Origin of the sequence: Acinetobacter sp. SFB, assembly GCF_001647545.1 — a bacterium.
Lineage (GTDB): Bacteria > Pseudomonadota > Gammaproteobacteria > Pseudomonadales > Moraxellaceae > Acinetobacter.
In genome coordinates this window covers 393,396-409,957 of record NZ_LSZH01000001.1, presented here as the reverse complement: position 1 = coordinate 409,957, position 16,562 = coordinate 393,396, and the positions used below count along the sequence as shown (strand labels likewise).

Below are 16,562 nucleotides of genomic sequence, written 5' to 3'. Positions count from 1 at the left end.
TTTAACCATGCAATAAAAAACCATGCCGAAGCATGGTTTTATTCGTCAATATTTTAGATTATTTCTGGGTTTGTTTAGTATGAATCACATCACTAATGTCATAGCCTATTGATTGGGCATAATCCAGATATTCCTTGACCACTGCTTGATCTGGATGTGCTGAACGAGACAGCACCCACAGATATTTACGGCGTGGCTCACCGACCAATACCGTTTGATAAGCATCGTCAATTTTTAAAATCCAGTAATCACCACGTCCTACCGGCAACCAGCGAACAGATTCCGGTAAGAAACTGACTTTCAACTTGGTATTAAATGGCGCATTTTGAATGAATGCCTCACCGACAGAATGGTTTAATTTTCCATCTTTACTATAACAGCGATTATCTACCCCAACATTGCCATTTTCATTTAAGGTATAAGTAGCAGCTACATCGCGATCACACTTATTTTGAAAGTACATCGGCTTACGCGCAACTTCATACCAAACGCCTAAATATTTATCTAATTCGACTTTCTCAACAGTATGCAAAGGCTTGGTTTGTGCATAAGCCATTGTTGCCATACCCAAGCCAATGAGTACGGCTCCGCCTAACGCAATTTTAGCCAGTTTAAAGCCGGCTTTAGGAAGATCATTCGTTGTCATAAAGCTACCTTTCAAGTCAAAATTTAAGAGTTATAAAGTGAATCTCAATTTAAAAATAACCATTCCAGCTGAGTGATACTGTAGTGTTATGTAATGATTTTGCAGTAAAAAATTAATTTTCTACTTCATTCCTACTTAACTTAGCATCTGTGCTTTTAGGCGGACAATCTCATCACGGAGTCGTGCTGCCTGCTCAAACTGTAATTCTTTCGATGCTTTCAGCATCTCTTTTTCCAGTTTGGACATGTGCTTCGCCAGCAACTTAGGATCGGCCAGAATATGACACTCATCTGCACTTAAAGCACGGGCCTGATCCGAGATATTTGCATCAATCTGATCATCCGTCAGTACTTCACCGGTATCGATATCTTTATTGTTTTGACGCTTAGTACTGCGCGGCGTAATCCCATGTAGCGTATTGAACTCGATTTGTTTAGCACGACGTCGGTCGGTTTCGTCAATCGCTTTTCGCATAGAATCAGTAATACGGTCAGCATATAAAATTGCTTTACCTTTCACATTACGCGCGGCCCGACCAATGGTCTGAATCAGTGAACGCTCTGATCGCAAAAAGCCTTCTTTATCGGCATCCAAAATCGCCACCAAAGATACTTCCGGCATATCCAGACCTTCACGTAACAGGTTAATCCCGACTAGTACATCATGCACACCTGAACGCAAGTCATGAATAATCTTTACCCGTTCTACGGTATCGATATCCGAATGTAAATAAGCGACTTTTATTCCATATTCTTTTAAATACGAAGTTAAATCTTCCGCCATACGCTTGGTTAGCGTCGTAACCAAGACACGTTCATCGATATCCTTACGCAGATTGATTTCTGAAAGCACGTCATCGACTTGGGTCAGTACCGGACGAACTTCAATTTCGGGATCGATCAGACCTGTAGGACGGACGACCTGCTCGGCAATTTGCTCAGATCTTTCCAGCTCATATTTTGCCGGCGTGGCACTGACATAAATGGTGGTCGGAACTATGCGCTGCCATTCTTCAAATTGCATTGGACGGTTATCCAAAGCGCTCGGCAAACGGAAACCATAATTGACCAAGTTTTCTTTACGTGAACGGTCACCTTTATACATCGCGCCAATTTGCGGAACCGTCACATGTGATTCATCAATAATCAGTAAAGCATCGTCAGGAATATAATCAAACAAGGTCGGCGGTGCTTCACCCGCTGGGCGACCGGACAAATGACGTGAATAGTTTTCAATCCCGTTGGTATAGCCCAACTGCTGCATCATTTCCAGATCATAACGGGTGCGCTGTTCAATCCGTTGTGCTTCTAATAATTTGTCATGCTCGCGAAAGAACACCAAGCGCTCTTTAAGTTCTTCACGAATCGTACCGATAGCACGCTGCAAATTATCTTTCGGTGTCACATAATGACTTTTTGGATAAATGGTGACACGCGGTACTTTACGTACCATTTTTCCGGTTAAGGGATCGAACCAGCGGATGGAATCAACTTCATCATCAAACAGTTCGATACGAATTGCATTCTGATCCGATTCGGCCGGAAAAATATCCATGATTTCACCGCGAATACGATAAGTACCACGTAAAAATTCGAGTTCATTGCGGGTATATTGCATCTCGACCAGACGGCGAATAATATCATCACGACTAATTCGATCGCCCTGCACAATATGCAGCAACATGCTCATATAGGCATTCGGATCACCCAAACCATAAATTGCAGAAACGGAAGCCACAATAATGGCATCGCGACGTTCTAATAATGTCCGCGTTGCTGAAAGACGCATCTGATCAATATGATCATTAATGGCCGAATCTTTTTCAATAAAAGTATCGGAAGATGGAACATAAGCTTCTGGCTGATAGTAGTCGTAATAACTGACAAAATATTCAACCGCATTATTCGGGAAAAATGACTTAAATTCGCCGTACAACTGTGCAGCCAAGGTTTTGTTGTGCGCCATGACAATGGTGGGACGTTGGGTCCGGGCAATGACATTGGCCATGGTATAGGTTTTCCCCGAACCTGTTACCCCTAATAGCAACTGGTCGTGATAGCCTTTTTCAATACCACTGACCAGTTTTTCAATGGCTTGCGGCTGATCACCCGCAGGTTGATAGCTGGTCACTAACTCAAAAGGTTGTTGACTATCCGACATGTTTTTCAGCTTCTATACAATAATACAATTCCAATAATATGAGGGCTAAAGCTCAACATGCAATATCGGGATATCTATATTTGTATATTTCACCACTTTAGATGTTTTATATTTTCCGTTTTCTTTTTTATCTCTTAACAGTTTTAAACCACCAGAATAAAGTTTGGTTCCTAAATCAGTTTTTATAAGCAAATATGTTTGAAACAGGTTGAAAATTTTCTCTTCATTTATGATCTGTAGACTAAATTTAAAAATACTGATTCTTTCACTTGACCATCTGCTCTTTCAATTGCAACATGAAGAAAGACCATCACGATTGTATTCACCTATGTCATATCACTATCACGATGAAAATATTATAAAAAGCTTACCTGAAGATACGGTATTTGTTTTTGGCAGCAATATGGCAGGACTGCACTCAGGTGGAGCTGCACGTACTGCGCTTGAGCACTTTGGTGCGATTACCGGCGTTGGTCGCGGTTGGTCCGGTCAAAGCTATGCTATTCCGACCATGAATGAGCATTTGCAACAAATGCCGTTGTCACAAATTCAGCACTATATTGATGATTTCAAGATATATACCAAAAATCATCCCAAGATCACTTATTTCATCACCTCGGTGGGTTGTGGGATTGCCGGTTATAAAACTGAAGAGATTGCGCCGATGTTTAAGGGCATTTCCCATAATGTGATTTTCCCAAGTTCATTCCGCCCTTTTGTAGAAAGAGCCTTACCCAAACTGACCCGTCATTTCTTAAGAACGGTTTTTACCGATGACGTGATTTTTTCCACCCGTGATGATGACGTGGTTACTCGTCTAGATTTGTCAGAAAGTGAAAAAAGTGCCGCAAGAATTATTTTAAATACAGAAATTTACCCAACCGATAGTAACGGTCGTGATCGCAGCTTTGAAGTTTCAGATATTTTGCATGTGTTAAACGGGAAAATATTTGAATGGCAAAGTAACTCTGAAGGTTCGATGATGTTTGGCGGCGTAATTTTAGCCTTACTTGAACTATACAACATTAATGAAAAAGATTTTATTGATGTATGGCTGGGCGAACGGGAAATTCCTGCCCCAAAACCTGAAAATAAAGCACGCAGAAAAAACCGCTAATTTTTAATTTCCATAAAAGAAGCCAATTTATAAGTTGGCTTCTTTACTAAAGAAATAGAATATTTCGTGGCTTAATCATCATTAGTAAAAATATTATTTTACCTATCACGTTATTTTAAAATCATTTTCCTACCCTTATACTGCATTATTAAATTTAAATAAAAATGTCGAGCTTCTGGAATGGAAATGTTGGATTCTCCCTTTTTTGAACTGTCCCCCATTGCCATGTGGCTAGAAGACTTTAGTGAAGTCAAAAAGCAATTTGATCTCTGGCGCAGTCAGGGGGTTGAAGATTTGTTAGGTTTTCTCCAGCAAGATGAATCGCGTATTCTGCAATGTGCAAGAAAAATTAAATTATTAAAAGTAAATTCTAAAACTCTGGAACTGTATCAAGCCAAAGACTTTGAACATTTGCATCAAAATCTTGATTTAATTTTTAAAGAAGATATGAGCAAGACCCATATCAAGGAGCTGGTTGCTTTATGGAATGGTGAAACCCATTTCTCCAATTCTGCAGTGAACTACACCCTAGCTGGAGAGCGTCTGGATATTCAGCTTAAGGGGATTGTCCTGCCGCAACATGAACATGATTTATCGTTACTATTAATTACCACTGAAGATATTACCTCTTATACCGAAGCCTGTCGTCTTGAAGAGAAAAGCCGACATCTTGCCGAAGCCCGTTTTACGTATTCACCCACTTCACTTTGGGTGGAAGATTTCAGCCGCATCAAAATTAAATTAGATCAATTACGCCATTTAGGCATTGAAGATTTCAGTACTTTTCTGGATGTGCATAATGATTTCATCAATGAATGTATCAAAGATATTGTGATTATTGATGTCAATCAGGCCACGCTTGAATTATTTGGTGCGCCCAACAAAGACGTTTTGTTTAAAAATATGCACAAAGTTTTTGCCCAAGAAATGACCCAAACCTTTCGAGAGCAATTAATCGAGCTCTGGAATGGCAATATTCATCATCAACGTGAAGCGGTGAATTATGCACTTGATGGCAGCATCCGCCACGTACTGCTGCAATTTACGGTATTCCCTGATTACCTGAATAATTGGGCAATGGTTCAGGTTGCGCTCACGGATATCACCGCGCGCAAAAAAGCTGAAAAATATCTGGAATATCTGGGTAAGCATGACGTGCTGACTAAACTGTATAACCGTTCTTTTTATACAACTGAATTAAATCGCTTGCAACGTAATATGCAACGCCCCGTATCCTGTATTTTTATGGATATAAATGGATTAAAAGAACTGAATGACAGTTTAGGTCATGATGCCGGTGACAGTTTATTACAACGTATGGGCAATGTATTGAATCAGGTGGTTCAGCAAACCCTGTATTCTGCCTGCCGAATTGGCGGCGACGAGTTTGTCATTCTGTTGCCGGGTGCGGATGAAGCCGCGCTACAAAACTGTTTGCAAAGCCTGCAAGAACTTTTATTGGTAGACAACCAGTTTTATTCCACTCAACAGATCAGTCTATCCATCGGTTATGCCACCAATTATGCGGATGAACGTATGGAAGAGATGCTAAAACGTGCTGACATGGCGATGTATCAGAATAAAAGAAATTACTATCTGAACAGCAAGAAAACCAACATTTAATGAGATTTGATTAAGTGACATGTATCGCGTTAGTTAAATAAGAAAAGCCATGGCAAAAACCATGGCTTTTCTTATTTGAAAGCTTAGCGCTTTCCCATCGAACGGCGTGTACCGCGAGGTGGCATCCAGGTACGATCAGCATAACGCTCTGGACGTGGACGCAGGTCATCTAATACTTCATCAGCATTTTGCCCATTCTCTTTTTTAATTGGGAAAGGCAAATTGACCAATGGTTTTTTCTTGGGAGTATTTTGGGTGCTCATGTGATTCACTCAAGGATTTCTGAGACATATTGTACGGAAAAATGTCTCCAAGTGCGAGATACGATTTTAGATCCTTCATATCCTCGCCTTATTCAATGCTTCACCAACGGCCTAAATAGTGGGGTCTGACTTCGCATCAGCTTTAAGTTAGTGATTAAAATGCTTTAAAAATATCCCAATATTCGCATTATTATCTTTCATTCAAACGGCTTATTACTTTACCTATTAGCAAAAAATAAAGTTACAAAAAATTATTCTTCTCTATGTTATTGATAACAAATAAGCAAAAATATTACAGGAACACAACCAGAATTATATTTTTAAGTAACATTTAGGTGATTTTTCAACCATATAATAGACATTAGAAAAAAACTTAAAAATGTAAAATGGACATGGAGTCCCTAAATGAACAAGTCTTTACTTTGTATTATCTCGTCTCTTGCTGCTCTACCTGCGATCAGTTATGCCGATTCACCCTATTTTAGTTTAAAAGATGGCGATGGATTTAAACGCTTTTCTGTATCTGTCGGTGCACTGCATGTCATGCCACAAGGGAAGGCTCAACCCTTCCAAGTCAATACTGCGGTTAAAAATGGTGAAGTTTCCAAAAATGGCGATATTCAAGTCAATACCGTATTAAATAACCTAAATCCCGCAGTAGACCAAAAAGCACTGGCGACCGTATTAAAGGGTTTAGGTTTTCTTACAGGTGGTCAATTAGACAGCGAACTCAGTGGTAGTGCAAAGATCCAAGGCTTAGAGGAATGGAATAACCCCGGGACAGGCTTAGAGGCAGATGATGTCACGACTCTCGGCATTTTGACCAACTATTTCTTTACCGATAATATTTCCTTCGAAATGAAAGCCGGCATTCCCCCTAAAGTCGACTTGCAAGGTAAAGGCAAAATTTATGCACCTTTTTCTGCAGTAGCAACCCCACAAATTGGCAAGTTACCTCTGGAATTTCTGAATATCGATCTGCAAAATGATATCTTTATTACGGATTTAGAAGCCAATGGTCCTGCTGCTACCGCCCGTGCATGGACGCCTGCATTTGAATTGCAATATCATTTTGGTAAAACCGGTGTGAATAAATTCCGCCCTTATGTCGGTTTAGGCGTCATGTATGCTTATTTTAACGAACTGGAAATTAATCCGCGTACAGAACAAGATTTAATTGCGGCAGGTCATATGATTGCCAATATTAAAGAAGGTAATGCAGGTGCTTCTCTAGAGGGTAAACTGAGCAAAGCCAATCCCAAAGTTGATCTGGAAGCAACCGATGCCATTGCGCCTATCGCCACACTTGGTTTTACCTATGATTTTAATGACAAGTGGTTCGCGGTCGGTTCAGTTTCCTACGCGCACATGAAAAATGAAACCACAATTACCGTGACAGATGCGACCCGCGGTGAATTAATCCGCTCTAAAGCCGATATTGAAATAAACCCAATCTTGGCTTATGCAGGTGTGGGTATTCGCTTCTAAGTTTATCTTTGAAAAAATGACGGCTTTATGTCGTCTTTTTTTGATTTCATAAAACGTTCTATAACTTAATTTTATCTTTTGTTTAAATTTTATTTAATCGCTTCATTATTGAGAATCTAATACCATAGCGACAACCGCAATTGCTTCATGGATGAGTTATGTCAGATACCCGTTTTTCCAAACCTCTTATTTACATGTTAATTGGAAGTGCGCTGATTCTGGCGTTATCACTGGGTGTACGACATGCTTTTGGTTTATATCTGGTACCCATGAGTCATGAGTTTGGTTGGGGACATAATGTCTTTAGCCTTGCCATTGCGCTGCAGAACTTAATCTGGGGTGCGGTACAACCCATCACCGGTGCTTTTGCGGACAAGTATGGCAGTAAGATTGTGGTGGCTGTAGGCGGCGCTTTATACAGCATCGGCTTATTGCTCATGGCAGTCAGCTCCACAGGCTTAATGCTAAATTTAAGCGTGGGTTTAATCTTAGGCTTGGCCTTATCTGCAACATCTTTCCCGATATTACTTTCTGCTGTGGGACGTGCTGCTCATCCTGAAAAGCGTAGCCTCGCAATGGGGATTGCCAGCGCCGCAGGCTCTTTTGGGCAATTTATTATGTTGCCATCGACCTTACTGCTTTTACAAAACATAGGGTGGTCAGCCGCCTTGGTAGTGAGCGCCATTTTCATTGCCCTGATTATTCCTTTGGCATGGATGCTAAAAGCACCGATGTATGTCGCGCCTCAGGCATCATCAGATGTCAATAAACCCGCTTTAGGTTTTAAACAAATCTTGGTGATTGCCAAAAACCATACCCCGTTTTGGTTCTTAGCCTTGGGCTTTTTTGTCTGCGGTTTCCAAGTGGTGTTTATTGGCATTCATTTACCCGGCTATCTGATTGATCACGGATTCAATGCAACCACCGGAACCATTTTCCTGGCTTTAATCGGTTTATTTAATATTGTCGGTACATACAGCGCAGGTTGGCTGGGTGGAAGATATTCCAAGCCAAAATTATTGATGGGATTATATGGCCTTCGTGGCATCGCGATTATTGGCTTTTTGGCACTTCCTTTAACCACATGGACAATTTATGCCTTTGGGGTAATTATGGGATTACTCTGGCTATCTACGGTGCCGCTCACCAATGGTATTGTCGCCAATATGTTTGGGGTTAAATACCTCTCCATGCTCAGCGGTCTGGTCTTTTTTACCCATCAAGTCGGTTCATTCTTTGGCGGATGGCTCGGTGGTCTCAATCACGACATGACCGGTAACTACAATATGGTCTGGATCTTTTCGATCGTGCTGAGTCTAGTGGGTGTGCTGGTACATTTCTTTGTCAATGAGGAGGCTGTAATACATGACTGATTCTTTACGTAGCTTAAAAAGCCTGATTGGCCTAGCAGTGGTAGGTTTACTCAGTTTAGCGATACTGTTGTGGTTTAAAACACCGCAACTGTTTGAATATTTCAATCAAGCGTTCTGTCCACATTAATGTGTAAAAATCAGTACTTAAACAGCAAAAAAACTGCTTTCTTTTGCTGTTTATATTAAAAGTTTAACACTCATCTATGTGCAGACAATCCTGTACTGGCAACACAATCGGATACTGGTACTCCACCTGATGTCGTTCCTGTGTCTAATGCAGTGGGACAAGACGATTATACTGGGCATGGTGAGCTTTCACCGCATGCCGATCATCAATGGACCCCACAACTTTCTTTCGGTTCATTACTCTATGCCATAGAACTTCCAGAAGATGGTGCTCAAACATCATGATTTAATACCATTAAGGCTTATGAAGCTTTAGATATTGATACTCAAAAAAATATTGATGAGTTGCAACTGATCACCTACAACCCCTTTGTGCGCAGACAACAGATTCAAGATGTTCAAAAAAAATTATTCTGCACGTTTAAGCATTTAAATTGCTCAATTCAATATTGCAAAGATTTTGCTCAAAATAATGCTGTACTAAATATGGTTCAGCTTTGGGTAAATTTACCCCTTGCCGCAAAAATGACTCAGTCACATTATCAAGAACTTACTGAACTCTATATTTGGCATAAAAAAAATTAATAATATAAGCAGTGTAAAACCCTAAAGATGGTTAAAATACAATCGATAAAAAATTTATTCAATTATTTCAGGATTATTAAAAAGAGCGCGCTTATGAATGAAAAAAATGAATGCTATAAATGCATGGTTTGTGGAAAACATTACCCTCTAAAAAATCTCATCCCGATGGGTACAGTACGCAAGGTCATTACAGAAGCAATTTCACATGATTTTCCAGAATGGTCACCTCATAGCTATATTTGCCAGGCAGATTTAACCAAGTATCGAATACAGTATGTTCACTCATTGTTAAAGTCTGAAAAAGGTGAAGTGACTGATCTTGAGTATGAAGTGATTAACAGTATGCAACAGCATGAACTTATCACGAAAAATGTTGAAACTAAGCTAGATCAAAACTGGACATTGGGGGAAAGGCTGGCAGATAAAATTGCGTCTTTCGGGGGAAGTTGGTCTTTTCTGATTTGTTTTGCTATTTTTTTAGCCCTGTGGATTATTGTCAATACTGTGGTTATGGTTTCACATCCTGCTGATCCTTATCCTTTTATCCTGTTAAATTTAATCCTGTCCTGTATAGCGGCTATACAGGCACCGGTGATTATGATGAGCCAAAATAGACAGGAAGCAAAAGACCGATTGCGTTCACAAAATGATTATCAAATTAACTTAAAAGCCGAGCTTGAAATTCAACATTTGCATGAAAAATTAGATCATCTGTTAATGCACCAGTGGGATAGATTGGCTCAGATCCAAGAAATACAACTCGATTTATTATCTGAAATGAGCAAAAAACACTAAAAATTTAAGCATATTGTTATCCACTAACCAAACTAGATTGAGTTGATTTCACTGCTGATGGTCAAAACTCATACAGTTTATAGAGTAGATATATTCACTCTTATCCTACTCATTTTATAGTTGTTAAAATTTGGCTTTATATTCTCCATAAAAAAACCCGCAAGCTCACTTACGGGTTTTAAAATCTAAGAATTAAACCCATCTTAGAACAAACGGTTCATACCATTTAAAGTTGCTACACGGTAGGCTTCCGCCATAGTCGGATAGTTAAATGTGGTTTCAACAAAATATTTAATCGTGTTGTTACCACTGTTCATCACCGCTTGACCAATGTGAATAATTTCTGAAGCATTATTACCAAAACAATGCACACCCAAAATTTTCAGCGTGTCGCGATGGAACAAAATCTTCAATTCACCCACAGTATCGCCAGTAATTTGTGCACGCGCTAAATGACGAAAAGACGCTTGCCCGACTTCGTAAGGAATCTTTTCTTCAGTCAATTGCTGTTCAGTCTTACCAATCGATGAAATTTCCGGAATAGTATAAATACCTGTCGGAATATCCGTTACTGGTGCAACATCTTCACCGCTCATATTTGAACCTGCACAACGACCTTGGTCATAAGCAGCAGAAGCAAGTGATGGCCAGCCAATCACGTCGCCGGCAGCATAGATGTTTTCTACTTCAGTCTGGTAATGCTCATTCACCGTTAACTGACCACGGCTGTTTGGTTGAATCCCTACATTTTCAAGACCCAAACCATCGGTATTACCCGAACGGCCGTTACACCATAAAATGGCATCGGCTTTAATTTTCTTACCACTTTGTAAATGCATCACCACGTGATCATCAAATGTTTCAAGATGATCCAGTTGTTCATTATGACGAATCAACACACCCTGTTCACGCAAACGGTAAGACAGAGCATCAGAAATTTCGTCATCAAGGTAGCTTAATAATTTGTGCTGTGTATTGATCAAATCAACTTTATGATCCAGCCCAATGAAGATCGAGGCATATTCACAACCAATAACCCCAGCCCCGTAAATGATGATTTTTTGGATTGAGAAATCAAGATCCAAAATTTTGTCTGAATCAAATACACGTGGATGATTAAAATCAAGCGCCGCTGGACGGTATGGACGCGAACCTGTCGCGATCACCAATTGCTGAAAAATAATGGTTTCTTTAATACCGTCTTCACTGAAAATCAGTGCGGTATTTTTATCTTGAATGTAAGCACGACCATGATAAATATCAATTTTATTACGATCATAAAAACGAGAGTGTGTTTCAACCTGTTGCTGAATCACTTTATGTGCATTACGCAACACTTGCTTCATGGTGAACTGTTTCCAGTCGCCCACTTTTTGGAACATCGGGTCACGCTGGTAACGTAAAATACTCGATACTGTTTGACGTAATGCTTTACTTGGAATAGTTCCTACATGCGTACAGTTACCACCTAACTGCTCACGTATATCAATAATTGCAACACGCTTGCCAGATTTGGCAAGTTTCATTGCCGCGCCTTCACCCGCAGGGCCCGAACCGAGAACTACCGCATCATACTTGACGAAAGTTCCACTAACGACCTCTTTCTTACGTGGCATTCAACGCTCCTATCTTCAAACCTAGTCTATCTTCAGTATATTATGACGTAATTAGGAGTAATTTGCTGTATTTACCTTGCATATATTAAATGATGACAACATTTATTAAATGAATATCCTTTTTGCCCCATTTAGATTCAAGTCCGTTATAATAAAAGCGCTATTATGGCTAGTATCTCCCCCGTCAAAACAGTGGAAAAGTTCAATATGTCTGAAAACCGTAAACCAGAACAGGGTGTCAAACTTCGTGGCGCAGAGAAGGTCGCTCGTATTCCTGTAAAAGTTATTCCTACGGTTGAAACGCCACGCAAACCGGATTGGATTCGCGTCAAAATGGCGGCTCCTGATGAAGTTCAGCGCATTAAGACTACTTTACGCGCACAAAAATTGCATACAGTGTGTGAAGAGGCGGCTTGTCCCAACCTGCCAGAATGTTTTGGTGGCGGTACAGCAACCTTTATGATCATGGGTGATATCTGTACCCGTCGTTGCCCGTTCTGTGATGTTGCACATGGTCGTCCAAATGCACTTGATCCTGATGAACCACGTCATATGGCAGAAACGATTTCCAATCTTGGTCTGAAATATGCAGTGATTACTTCTGTTGACCGTGATGACCTTCGTGATGGTGGTGCTCAGCACTTTGTAGACTGCATTAAAGAAGCACGTAATTTAAGTCCTAAAACATTACTTGAAATTCTAGTCCCAGATTTCCGTGGTCGTATGGATGTGGCGTTACGCATCATGACGGAATGCCCGCCTGACGTATTTAACCATAACATTGAAACTGTGCCACGCTTGTATAAAGCCATGCGTCCAGGTTCAGACTACCAGCATTCATTAGACCTGCTAAAAATGTTTAAAGAGTACTGCCCTGAGGTTCCAACCAAATGTGGTTTGATGGTCGGCCTGGGTGAAACTGAAGAAGAAGTGTTGGCTCTACTGGATGATTTACGCGCACATGATGTGGATTACATCACTATTGGCCAGTATTTACAGCCTTCTAAGCAACACGCACCGATTGACCGCTTCGTTACTCCAGAAGAATTCGAACGCTATACCGCACATGGTCATAAGCTGGGTTTTAGAAATATCTGGGCTGCACCGATGGTTCGTTCAAGTTACTTTGCCGACCGTCAATATTATGGCGAACCAGTTCCGGCTGTACGTCGTAGAGCCGATCCTGCCAAGAAAATTGCGGTTCAAACCATTGAAGCTTAATTTATTTTAAATAAAAACTTAGTCTAATTTAACAATGCCAATCTAATCCATTTAGATTGGCATTGTTATTTCAACGTTAAAAAATAACATATAAAAAATCCTCCATTTGAAATAGAGGATTTTTTAAAGAACACGTCTAAGGACTAAAAATTAAGCCGCTTTATTTGGCACACCACTATGAAAGCGGAATAAATTATCTGGAGTTAAAATCAGATTCTTTTCAACTTCACGAAAGTGCGCAATACGCTGCTGAATATCTTCTTTAGGATTTTTTAACTTTGAGGTTTGGGCGACATCCAAGGCCAGTGCCAAATAGTCCTCAAAGTGACGAGATTCAGACTTCAGCAGATAACGGTAGTATTTACCTAAATCTTCATCTACAAGCGGTGAAAGTGCATAGAAACGTTCACAGGAACGTGCTTCTACAAACGCACCAATAATCATAATGTCGATTAAAGCTTCAGGCTCATACGTCCTTACCTCTTTACGCAATCCACCGGCATAACGGCCGGCACTAATGGATTGCCATTCCTGTCCGCGTTTGGTCATCAGTTCAAGTACTTGTTCATAGTGCAGCATTTCTTCACGCACCAACTGTGCCAATTTAATCTGCAAATCGGTAAAGAAGGTGTAGCGAAACATCAGGTTCATGGCTGTACCTGCTGCTTTCTTTTCACAATTGGCATGATCCTGCATGAGTAACTCGAGGTTATTCATTGCTTCATCTAACCATGCTTGTGGGGTTTCACATCCCAAAAAGCCCAAAACGGGCTTCATGAGATCATCATAATTTATTGACGACATAATTCTAAAAACTTATCTTGCTGATTTAATGACAGCTTTCATGTGTTGAACGGCTTGGGCCAAACCGACAAATACAGCATCGGCAATAATGGAATGACCAATATTAAGTTCATGAATTTGTGGGATTTTTGCAATGGGTGTGACATTGTCAAGATTTAAACCATGTCCTGCATTCACCAATAAACCTTTAGATGCCGCATATTCTGCAGCTTGAGCAATACGTTCAAGTTCATGCTGTTGTGCTTCTGGTGTTTTTGCATCTGCGTAAGCACCGGTATGAATTTCAATGGTCGGTGCACCGCAGGCAATTGCTGCATCAATTTGTGCAATATCGGCATCAATGAACAAAGACACTTCACAACAAATGGCAGTTAAGGCTTGGGTTGCGGCTTTGACCTCTTCAAAATGTCCCAAAACATCCAGGCCACCTTCAGTGGTCACTTCCTGGCGTTTTTCTGGAACGAAGCAAACATGATGCGGCTTGATTTCTTTAGCAAATTCAACCATTTCAGGGGTCACTGCCATTTCCAGATTCATATGCGTTTTTAGTAACGGACGCATACGACGCACATCATCATCTTGAATATGACGACGGTCTTCGCGCAAATGCAAGGTAATCCCTTCTGCGCCAGCTTGTTCACAAATCAATGCAGCATTGACTGGATCTGGATAAGTGGTTCCGCGCGCCTGTCGCAATGTCGCCACATGGTCAATATTTACCCCAAGCAAAGCAGCCATAACAATTTCCTAACCAAGATTAAAAATTAAGATTTAGATTGAGTATTTTGAACCCACAATTGACGGCTTTTCAGCGGTCGCTCTCCCAACAGAGAAGTAATCATCTGCCGGTACAGTTGCGCCAACAATTGTAACTGTTCCGGGTTAAAATCCCTACCCTTTTCATAATCACGCATCGACAGAATGTGCTGTCCCGCTAAAGTTGAGCGTGACTGTTGGATGGTGGGGATAAAGCCCTCATTAAGCTGAAATATATAATGCTGCGCTTCTTGAATTTCATGCTGCTGGGCATCAATACTAAAATCGAGTGCATAGCCGAGCTCTTCTAACAGTGCATGCTCAAACTGACGCAAAATTTGTCGGAGAAAAATATGAGGATTTTGGTGCTGTGCCAATTGCTGTAGTTGTTGCAAGGTCAGATGATATTGCACAAAAGTCTGAGGCATTTCGACTTCAACTGGACATAAACGAAGAATAAGTTCATTCAAATAGAAACCAGAAAAGAAGGCATCGCCAAAGAAAAAAACCGGCTGATTGACAATTTCAAGTTTAGTAAAATTTTTAAGATCCGACTTTCCTGAAGCCTGCAAGCCAATCGGTTGATATTGTGGAGGTGGCGTTTGTCTCAATATTCCATCAACGCGCCCATGCTCCTGCGTAAACAAATGCACGATATGACTGCGCTCACGGTATTTACGGTGATGGATTAAATAACCATGCAACTCTTCATTTCGCATGAATAATCAAATCTAGTCTTTTTTCTTTTTAGAGTCTGTTTCTTCATCATTCCCATCAGGAATGACGGCACCTACGACAGCTGCAGTGCCTTTAACCACGCCCTTCGTCGTTTTATAAGCGACTTTTACAGGAACAGTGACAAGTTTATGAATACAGCCTTGCATAAATAAAATACATGCTACAACTGCCAATACTTTGATCATCACCATTCCCTATAAAAGCGTTACTTATCTATATGCTTAGATATCGCTATAACCTAAACTTTTCAATGCACGTTCGTCATCAGACCAACCGCCTTTCACTTTAACCCAAAGTGTCAGCATGATCTTTTGCTCAAACATTTTTTCCATATCCGCACGCGCATCCATACCGATTTTTTTCAGCTTCGCACCTTTTTCACCAATTACAATGGCTTTCTGGCCTTGGCGATCAACGAAAATCGTCGCATCGATATAGGTACAGGCTGGTTTTGGACGACCAGTTTTTTCATTAATCGTTGCCTCTTCAGTATTAAATGACTCAATCTGCACGGTTAAATCATACGGAAGTTCTTCACCTAACTGACGCATGATCTTTTCACGAATCACTTCAGATGCCAGAAAACGCTCTGAACGATCGGTAATTTGATCCAATGCATACAAAGGTGGCTGAAATGGCAAATAGTTTTCAATGGTGTCACGCAAGTGATCAAGATTTGAAGCACGCAACGCTGAAACCGGAACAATTTCTGCGAAATTCATTAATTTCGCTCGTTCTTGAATCAATGGCAAAGCACTATTTTTATTTTCAAAAGTGTCAATTTTGTTGATCACTAAAATAACAGGCATTTCAGCATTTTTCAGTTTTTCCAAAACCAGCTCATCATTTTGAGTCCACTTTTGAGCATCAACAACGAACAGCACCAGATTTACATCACGTAATGCAGAGCTTGCTGCACGGTTCATCATTTTATTGATGGCACGGACTTCTTTTTTGTGCATCCCTGGCGTATCTACAAAAACCGCTTGAGACTTTTCACGCGTATCAATACCGACAATTTTATGACGAGTGGTTTGCGGTTTACGTGAAGTAATGGAAAGTTTCTGACCTAAAATATGATTCATCAACGTAGATTTACCTACGTTTGGACGTCCAACAATAGCCACAAATCCACTTTTGAAATCTGTAGGAATAATAGTGCCTTGTGAACTGAAAAAATCATTAATCAGGTCATTGCCGTTGCTTTGCGGCTCGTGATCAGCATCGATGTGATCAGAATGTGTGGTCATG

The 16,562-nt window shown here is 40.5% G+C and carries 16 protein-coding genes and 1 pseudogene; 8 read left to right on the top strand and 9 right to left on the bottom strand.

Going from position 1 to position 16,562, the window contains the following annotated elements:
* Positions 1 to 58: 58 nt before the first annotated feature.
* Positions 59 to 646: a lipocalin family protein gene (locus tag AY606_RS01920; protein WP_067863881.1), complete on the bottom strand. Its 588-nt coding sequence runs from the start codon at positions 644 to 646 to the stop codon at positions 59 to 61.
* Positions 647 to 781: 135 nt separating this feature from the next.
* A complete protein-coding gene (gene uvrB / locus AY606_RS01915; RefSeq protein ID WP_067863878.1) occupies positions 782 to 2,806 on the bottom strand; it encodes an excinuclease ABC subunit UvrB in 2,025 nt (674 codons plus the stop codon).
* Positions 2,807 to 3,134: 328 nt separating this feature from the next.
* Here uvrB and AY606_RS01910 point away from each other — a divergent pair, with 328 nt between their 5' ends.
* Both AY606_RS01910 and AY606_RS01905 read left to right on the top strand, forming a co-directional pair.
* The gene (locus tag AY606_RS01910) at positions 3,135 to 3,923 is read left to right on the top strand and encodes an A1S_2505 family phage non-structural protein (RefSeq protein ID WP_067863875.1); all 789 of its coding nucleotides are present in this window, start codon (positions 3,135 to 3,137) and stop codon (positions 3,921 to 3,923) included.
* Positions 3,924 to 4,103: 180 nt separating this feature from the next.
* Positions 4,104 to 5,546, top strand: a complete 1,443-nt coding sequence (locus AY606_RS01905) for a sensor domain-containing diguanylate cyclase (RefSeq protein ID WP_067863872.1) — start codon at positions 4,104 to 4,106, stop codon at positions 5,544 to 5,546.
* An 83-nt stretch (positions 5,547 to 5,629) separates the two neighbouring features.
* Here AY606_RS01905 and AY606_RS01900 read toward each other — a convergent pair whose 3' ends face one another.
* Positions 5,630 to 5,809, bottom strand: a complete 180-nt coding sequence (locus tag AY606_RS01900; protein ID WP_067863869.1) for a hypothetical protein — start codon at positions 5,807 to 5,809, stop codon at positions 5,630 to 5,632.
* Between the two features lie 405 nt (positions 5,810 to 6,214).
* On the opposite strand from AY606_RS01900, the gene AY606_RS01895 reads away from it, so the two are divergent.
* From AY606_RS01895 to AY606_RS01880, 5 genes and pseudogenes are all read left to right on the top strand, one after another.
* A complete protein-coding gene (locus tag AY606_RS01895; protein ID WP_067863866.1) occupies positions 6,215 to 7,297 on the top strand; it encodes an OmpW/AlkL family protein in 1,083 nt (360 codons plus the stop codon).
* A gap of 158 nt (positions 7,298 to 7,455) precedes the next feature.
* A complete protein-coding gene (locus AY606_RS01890; protein WP_067863863.1) occupies positions 7,456 to 8,670 on the top strand; it encodes an MFS transporter in 1,215 nt (404 codons plus the stop codon).
* The gene (locus tag AY606_RS16740) at positions 8,663 to 8,797 is read left to right on the top strand and encodes a hypothetical protein (RefSeq protein ID WP_283234608.1); all 135 of its coding nucleotides are present in this window, start codon (positions 8,663 to 8,665) and stop codon (positions 8,795 to 8,797) included. Before AY606_RS01890 ends, AY606_RS16740 begins: the two co-directional genes overlap by 8 nt.
* Positions 8,798 to 8,877: 80 nt before the next feature.
* Positions 8,878 to 9,180 (top strand): annotated as a pseudogene (locus AY606_RS01885) (TauD/TfdA family dioxygenase); the annotation flags it as partial.
* Positions 9,181 to 9,474: 294 nt separating this feature from the next.
* Positions 9,475 to 10,176 carry a DUF1003 domain-containing protein gene (locus AY606_RS01880; RefSeq protein ID WP_067863860.1) on the top strand — a complete coding sequence of 234 codons (702 nt, stop codon included), beginning with the start codon at positions 9,475 to 9,477 and terminating at the stop codon, positions 10,174 to 10,176.
* A gap of 203 nt (positions 10,177 to 10,379) precedes the next feature.
* On the opposite strand, the gene sthA is transcribed toward AY606_RS01880, so the two are convergent.
* Positions 10,380 to 11,792, bottom strand: a complete 1,413-nt coding sequence (gene sthA, locus AY606_RS01875; RefSeq protein ID WP_067863857.1) for a Si-specific NAD(P)(+) transhydrogenase — start codon at positions 11,790 to 11,792, stop codon at positions 10,380 to 10,382.
* Positions 11,793 to 11,999: 207 nt separating this feature from the next.
* Here sthA and lipA point away from each other — a divergent pair, with 207 nt between their 5' ends.
* Positions 12,000 to 13,013 (top strand): lipoyl synthase, encoded by a 1,014-nt coding sequence (gene lipA, locus AY606_RS01870; protein WP_067863854.1) that lies wholly within the window; start codon positions 12,000 to 12,002, stop codon positions 13,011 to 13,013.
* A gap of 150 nt (positions 13,014 to 13,163) precedes the next feature.
* Here the strand turns inward: lipA and AY606_RS01865 are convergent, their stop codons facing one another.
* From AY606_RS01865 to era, 5 genes are read right to left on the bottom strand one after another with little or no spacing between them, the layout of a single operon-like run.
* Entirely contained in the window at positions 13,164 to 13,817 is a 654-nt protein-coding gene (locus AY606_RS01865) for a MiaE family protein (RefSeq protein ID WP_067863851.1), read from the bottom strand.
* Between the two features lie 12 nt (positions 13,818 to 13,829).
* A complete protein-coding gene (pdxJ, locus tag AY606_RS01860) occupies positions 13,830 to 14,555 on the bottom strand; it encodes a pyridoxine 5'-phosphate synthase (RefSeq protein ID WP_067863849.1) in 726 nt (241 codons plus the stop codon).
* A gap of 26 nt (positions 14,556 to 14,581) precedes the next feature.
* The gene (gene recO, locus AY606_RS01855) at positions 14,582 to 15,292 is read right to left on the bottom strand and encodes a DNA repair protein RecO (RefSeq protein WP_067863846.1); all 711 of its coding nucleotides are present in this window, start codon (positions 15,290 to 15,292) and stop codon (positions 14,582 to 14,584) included.
* Between the two features lie 12 nt (positions 15,293 to 15,304).
* A complete protein-coding gene (locus AY606_RS01850) occupies positions 15,305 to 15,496 on the bottom strand; it encodes an NF038104 family lipoprotein (RefSeq protein ID WP_067863843.1) in 192 nt (63 codons plus the stop codon).
* A 36-nt stretch (positions 15,497 to 15,532) separates the two neighbouring features.
* Entirely contained in the window at positions 15,533 to 16,561 is a 1,029-nt protein-coding gene (era, locus tag AY606_RS01845) for a GTPase Era (RefSeq protein ID WP_067863840.1), read from the bottom strand.
* Position 16,562: the final 1 nt, after the last annotated feature.

Bases quoted from the DNA above. Each gene is read 5' to 3' on its own strand.
- AY606_RS01920 (WP_067863881.1), bottom strand. From the start codon at position 646: ATGACAACGAATGATCTTCCTAAAGCCGGCTTTAAACTGGCTAAAATT.
- uvrB (WP_067863878.1), bottom strand. From the start codon at position 2,806: ATGTCGGATAGTCAACAACCTTTTGAGTTAGTGACCAGCTATCAACCT.
- AY606_RS01910 (WP_067863875.1), top strand. From the start codon at position 3,135: ATGTCATATCACTATCACGATGAAAATATTATAAAAAGCTTACCTGAA.
- AY606_RS01905 (WP_067863872.1), top strand. From the start codon at position 4,104: ATGGAAATGTTGGATTCTCCCTTTTTTGAACTGTCCCCCATTGCCATG.
- AY606_RS01900 (WP_067863869.1), bottom strand. From the start codon at position 5,809: ATGAGCACCCAAAATACTCCCAAGAAAAAACCATTGGTCAATTTGCCT.
- AY606_RS01895 (WP_067863866.1), top strand. From the start codon at position 6,215: ATGAACAAGTCTTTACTTTGTATTATCTCGTCTCTTGCTGCTCTACCT.
- AY606_RS01890 (WP_067863863.1), top strand. From the start codon at position 7,456: ATGTCAGATACCCGTTTTTCCAAACCTCTTATTTACATGTTAATTGGA.
- AY606_RS16740 (WP_283234608.1), top strand. From the start codon at position 8,663: ATGACTGATTCTTTACGTAGCTTAAAAAGCCTGATTGGCCTAGCAGTG.
- AY606_RS01880 (WP_067863860.1), top strand. From the start codon at position 9,475: ATGAATGAAAAAAATGAATGCTATAAATGCATGGTTTGTGGAAAACAT.
- sthA (WP_067863857.1), bottom strand. From the start codon at position 11,792: ATGCCACGTAAGAAAGAGGTCGTTAGTGGAACTTTCGTCAAGTATGAT.
- lipA (WP_067863854.1), top strand. From the start codon at position 12,000: ATGTCTGAAAACCGTAAACCAGAACAGGGTGTCAAACTTCGTGGCGCA.
- AY606_RS01865 (WP_067863851.1), bottom strand. From the start codon at position 13,817: ATGTCGTCAATAAATTATGATGATCTCATGAAGCCCGTTTTGGGCTTT.
- pdxJ (WP_067863849.1), bottom strand. From the start codon at position 14,555: ATGGCTGCTTTGCTTGGGGTAAATATTGACCATGTGGCGACATTGCGA.
- recO (WP_067863846.1), bottom strand. From the start codon at position 15,292: ATGCGAAATGAAGAGTTGCATGGTTATTTAATCCATCACCGTAAATAC.
- AY606_RS01850 (WP_067863843.1), bottom strand. From the start codon at position 15,496: ATGATCAAAGTATTGGCAGTTGTAGCATGTATTTTATTTATGCAAGGC.
- era (WP_067863840.1), bottom strand. From the start codon at position 16,561: ATGACCACACATTCTGATCACATCGATGCTGATCACGAGCCGCAAAGC.